The sequence below is a fragment of the Microcystis sp. M_QC_C_20170808_M3Col genome (assembly GCF_007095505.1).
Lineage (GTDB): Bacteria > Cyanobacteriota > Cyanobacteriia > Cyanobacteriales > Microcystaceae > Microcystis.
Genome location: NZ_SFBY01000442.1, coordinates 1 through 4,535, shown reverse-complemented (window position 1 = coordinate 4,535; position 4,535 = coordinate 1). Strand labels below are relative to the sequence as shown.

Here is a 4,535-nt window from a genome sequence, read left to right as displayed (position 1 = left end):
GTCTTTGCTAAATTTATCCCAAATAAAGCGAGTCACGGATGCAACCAGTTATCTAAATCCGTCAAAGTGTCAAAGTCTAATAAAGCGAGTCCTAAGTCTTCTAATCGCTCCACAGGAAGGCTGCGGATGATTTCTTCTAGATTCTGGGGTATTTCACCGAAACGTCGTTGAAGTTGACGGAGGACTAACTTTGCTTCTCCTCTTTGTTCACCTTGCTGAACCGCTTGTTCTCTATCCTGTTGGTAAAGTGGAGCTAAACGCATAATAAACTCCCTATCCTCCTGTGTTTTTTTTTGATAACGCTTCTAGATTTTTACTCAAATTAGACAATAAGTTTAAAGAAGCCGATTTTAGAGGAGCATTCGGTGATAATCTCTCTAATTCATCGATAGCTCTCTCTCTTGTTCCTCCTTTACTATTTTTCTAATCGGAGACTACTGGCTACTGACTCCTAACCCTAACAACAATTTTTGATTTTTGCCGGAGATATAAATAATCTTCCAGTTGCCGTTTGCCAGGCTCAGAACTAGGATAGGAAAGAACGAGGCATTAATGCAGCAAGAGAGGCTTATACTGTGACTAATGTAGCGATCGATGTCCGATTAACCGAGACTTCTCTGTGGCAATGGCAAATATGGCAAGGATTGCCCTATCTTACCTGTAGTCTCCTAGAGGACTGGTCCCACGGCTTTTTTACCCGTCATTATTACCCCCAAACCCCGGAAGCTTTTACGGCTGCTCTGGGTACAAATATACCGGTTTATCGGGTTAAACAGGTACATGGCGATCGCCTATTAAATCCCCAAGGGATTACTAACCCGGAAATTGTCGAAGCGGATGGAATTATCACCGATGCTTCCGGTCAAGGGATTTGGGTGGCCAGTGCTGATTGTACGCCCGTACTAATAGGCGATCGCTCTACTGGTGTTGGGGTGGCGATTCATTCTGGATGGAGAGGGACGGCCAAAAGGATAGTTCCCAAAGCAGTAAAGCAGTTATTAAACTCCGGTAGTTGTTTAGATAACTTAGTGCTGGCCCTGGGGCCGGCAATTGCCGGGGAAGTGTATCAAGTAGAGACAGAAGTTGCCGCAGAAGTGGGTTTAAGTTTATTCCCCCAAGAAACCAATCCCGACCAAATTCTGGCGAATTTATTTAACCTGTCCCCCTCCCCCTTATTTGCTGACGAGGAAAAAGGAAAAGTGCGCTTAGACGTGCGACGGGTGATTTATCATCAACTACAACAGTTAGGAATTAGGGATGAACAAATTGCGATCGCTCCTTTTTGTACCTATCAACAAGAGGATCATTTTTTCTCCTATCGTCGGGAAAAAGCCAAAAAAATTCAATGGTCTGGCATAGTTAGCCGTTAATAACTCAGTGGACCTTCTCACTCAAGAATTCGCCCTTTCTTTTCACTGATTACTGATTACTGCTCACTGATAACTGAAAAATCCCCCCCCTCTCCCATGCGTATTGTTTTTTTCGGAACCCCGACTTTTGCTGTTCCCAGCCTAAAAAAATTATTAGCCAATCCCGATATAGAAGTAATTGCCGTCGTTACCCAACCGGACAAGCGCCGGGGAAGGGGTAATCAATTAATCCCCTCACCGGTGAAACAAATAGCCATAGAACGGCAAATACCGGTTTGGCAGCCCAAAAGTGTCAAAAAAAACGCTCGAACCTTAGATTTTCTCAGACAATCGCGGGTGGATGCCTTTGTGGTGGTTGCCTACGGACAAATTCTCTCCCCAGAAATTCTAGAGATGCCGAGATTAGGCTGTATTAACGTTCATGGCTCAATTTTACCGAAATATCGGGGAGCAGCCCCCGTGCAGTGGTGCATCGCTAGGGGAGAAAAAGAAACCGGCATTACCACCATGTTAATGGATGCGGGCATGGATACCGGACCGATGCTACTGAAAGCCTACACCCCGATCGCTCTTTTTGACCATGCCGAACAGGTGGGAGCAACCCTAGGACAAATAGGGGCGGATTTGCTCCTAGAAACCCTCTCTAAGCTCGATCGAGCAGAAATTACCCCAATTCCTCAAAATAACGACGATGCCACCTATGCCCCTTTAATTCAAAAATCTGACTATCTAATCCACTGGCAAGATTCGGGCCGGAGAATTCACGATCGAGTCCGGGGTTTTTATCCTAATGCGCTAACCACTTTCCGGGGACAACCTCTAAAAGTGATGGCGACTATTCCCCTAGACGATCCTAGTCAACTGCCTCGAGAATTACAGACAAAAGACCTTTCTCATCTAAGCGGAGAAGTGGGATCGATCGTGGCTCTCTGGAAAAATTTCGGGCCGGTAGTGCAGACGGGTGAGGGTTTATTATTATTAAAAGAAGTGCAATTATCGGGAAAATCACCGCGTTCTGGTGGGGATTTGGTCAATGGTTCCCGTTTAACTATCGGTGAGATTTTCGGTCAATAGTTTTGGTGGGGATGGCTTTCCTTTGCTCCTCTATGCTTCACTGGTGAAGATTTTTTTCAACTTGCGAAAGCGATCGGAATAACTTCTTAACACTTCGATCGCAAACATGGGGGTTTCCTGCACGGCAAATAAAAACTGCGGTTGATTGAGACAGGCTAATTTACAATCAGTTTTGGCAATAGCTGTGGATTCTCGCAGTTTATCCCCATGCAGGAGCGATCCTGCTCCGAATACATCCCCTTTTTCTAGAGTTTCTATCAATTGTCCCTTGACATACATCTCCACTTCTCCGCTAAGAATACCGTACATTAACTCGCCCTCCGTGCCATCGGCAAAAATAACTTCACCAGCTTGAAAAGTGCGATCGGGATGATTTTCGAGAATTTTAATCGTTTCTACGGGACTTAACATGATTTAACAATAATTTTTCGGGTTATCTCTCCCATTTTCCGATATATTGAACTCCCCGATCATCGTTTTTGTGTGTAAGAACACATCTCCCATCTCCCCAAGAGTTGTCTGGGGGTGGGTTTGAAACTTCTCTACCTGACAAAGATTCGGTTTGACTCTCAGAAATGCTTTGTTTAATGCTTGTCGGGGAGGGAAAATTTCTGTCTTCATACCTTTATCCTCTTCCTACCCAATCCGATTTTTCAGTCTATTTTTTTCTCTTTTATCTTCGCTGAAAAACCCTATATATATGGGCGCACGGATTCCGATTATACATAAAGTATAAAGCAAGTCTCGCCATTTGTCAAGGGTTTTCTGAAAATCTCCCCCACTTCCCACTTCCTTGAGAAAATACCTAGTTTAAAACTGTTCGATCGCTTCTTGGGTGATTTCTGCGATCGCTGATAAACTGGGACTAACTTGGCCGATATCGGTGGATAACCAGAGAAGATACTCGACGTTACCCGCAGGTCCGGTAATGGGAGACCAAGTTAAACCCCGATAGAACCATCCTAAGACTTCGGCGGCCTGTAAAACCTGAAAAATCGCCCCCGCTTGGTCTTGGTGGTCGCGAACTACCCCTTTTTTGCCGACTTTTTCCCGTCCCACCTCGAATTGGGGTTTGACCAATAAAATCGCTTCTCGCGGTGGATTTAATAGCGTCCACAGGGTCGGTAAAACTTTGGTCAAAGAAATAAAGGACAGATCCATAACTGCTAAATCGGCGGGTTTTTCCTGTCCGTATAACTTTTCCGGGGTTAAATAGCGAAAATTAGTTCTTTCTAGTAAAATAACCCGTTCATCCTGCCGTAAACTCCAGGCCACTTGTCCATAACCCACATCAACCCCATAAACCCGTTTTGCTCCTTTTTGCAAGAGACAATCGGTAAATCCCCCCGTGGAAATGCCTCCATCTAAACAAATGCGATCGCAGACATCGATGGCAAACAATTCTAAGGCCTTAGCTAATTTTTCGCCCCCCCTTGACAAATAGGGCAGTTTCTGCTTAACCTCGATCACCGCTGACCGGTCGATTTCTGTGGCCGGTTTATCGATGATTTGGTGATTGACTTTCACTTCTCCAGCGCGAATTAATCGCTGTGCCTGTTGACGGGAATCACAGAGATTTTTGGCTACTAATAATAAATCTAATCTTTGTTTCGGCAAGGAAGGCCTCCCAATAATCAGCGCCTAATTCTAAAAAATACCTTATTTTTCCGCAAGCAATCCCAGAAGGAAGATTATAAGTAAGGAGAGGGGTAAGCGAAACCCATCAGCTACATTTTCGCTGCCATCCCGATATTTTATGGATAAAGATACTCAATTCGCCGTTTTGGTCATTGGCATCCCCTTTCTAGGACTAGCTTACTGTGGCTTGATTTTTGCCGTGATGATCTATTGGGTGTGGGCCCGGGAACATCCCGTGACCATGGCCACTTTTTTCGTCCTTGCTCCTTCTTTGATTTCTGGCTCTATCTGGCTGTTAGCCTCCTATAAAGCCCGCCAAAAGGAGCGTTTGGGGTTATCGAAAATTTGGGTTAAAACCCCGTCGTTTTACGACGGCTTTAAGCTACAATGGAAAAAGCGATAACCAAGCTAAAAACTGAACCTTGACAACAGATAGTAGGGGGTTTCGTTCAG

The 4,535-nt window shown here is 44.9% G+C and carries 5 protein-coding genes and 1 pseudogene; 3 read left to right on the top strand and 3 right to left on the bottom strand.

From position 1 onward, the window contains the following. Positions 1 to 32 precede the first annotated feature (32 nt). Positions 33 to 414: pseudogene (locus tag EWV84_RS20380) on the bottom strand (DUF4351 domain-containing protein); the annotation flags it as partial. A 161-nt stretch (positions 415 to 575) separates the two neighbouring features. On the opposite strand from EWV84_RS20380, the gene pgeF reads away from it, so the two are divergent. Next, positions 576 to 1,370 carry a peptidoglycan editing factor PgeF gene (gene pgeF, locus EWV84_RS20375; RefSeq protein ID WP_287079700.1) on the top strand — a complete coding sequence of 265 codons (795 nt, stop codon included), beginning with the start codon at positions 576 to 578 and terminating at the stop codon, positions 1,368 to 1,370. Between the two features lie 96 nt (positions 1,371 to 1,466). Further along, positions 1,467 to 2,444 carry a methionyl-tRNA formyltransferase gene (fmt, locus tag EWV84_RS20370; protein WP_287079698.1) on the top strand — a complete coding sequence of 326 codons (978 nt, stop codon included), beginning with the start codon at positions 1,467 to 1,469 and terminating at the stop codon, positions 2,442 to 2,444. A 30-nt stretch (positions 2,445 to 2,474) separates the two neighbouring features. Here fmt and EWV84_RS20365 read toward each other — a convergent pair whose 3' ends face one another. Together EWV84_RS20365 and EWV84_RS20360 are read right to left on the bottom strand one after the other, a co-directional pair. After that, a complete protein-coding gene (locus tag EWV84_RS20365) occupies positions 2,475 to 2,855 on the bottom strand; it encodes a cyclic nucleotide-binding domain-containing protein (RefSeq protein ID WP_287079695.1) in 381 nt (126 codons plus the stop codon). Between the two features lie 399 nt (positions 2,856 to 3,254). Then, a complete protein-coding gene (locus EWV84_RS20360; protein WP_287079693.1) occupies positions 3,255 to 4,061 on the bottom strand; it encodes a TlyA family RNA methyltransferase in 807 nt (268 codons plus the stop codon). Between the two features lie 139 nt (positions 4,062 to 4,200). On the opposite strand from EWV84_RS20360, the gene EWV84_RS20355 reads away from it, so the two are divergent. Beyond that, the gene (locus EWV84_RS20355) at positions 4,201 to 4,485 is read left to right on the top strand and encodes a hypothetical protein (RefSeq protein ID WP_287079692.1); all 285 of its coding nucleotides are present in this window, start codon (positions 4,201 to 4,203) and stop codon (positions 4,483 to 4,485) included. Positions 4,486 to 4,535 lie beyond the last annotated feature (50 nt).

Excerpts from the sequence above, each read along its gene's own strand:
- EWV84_RS20355 (WP_287079692.1), top strand. The coding sequence starts at position 4,201 with ATGGATAAAGATACTCAATTCGCCGTTTTGGTCATTGGCATCCCCTTT.
- EWV84_RS20365 (WP_287079695.1), bottom strand. The coding sequence starts at position 2,855 with ATGTTAAGTCCCGTAGAAACGATTAAAATTCTCGAAAATCATCCCGAT.
- fmt (WP_287079698.1), top strand. The coding sequence starts at position 1,467 with ATGCGTATTGTTTTTTTCGGAACCCCGACTTTTGCTGTTCCCAGCCTA.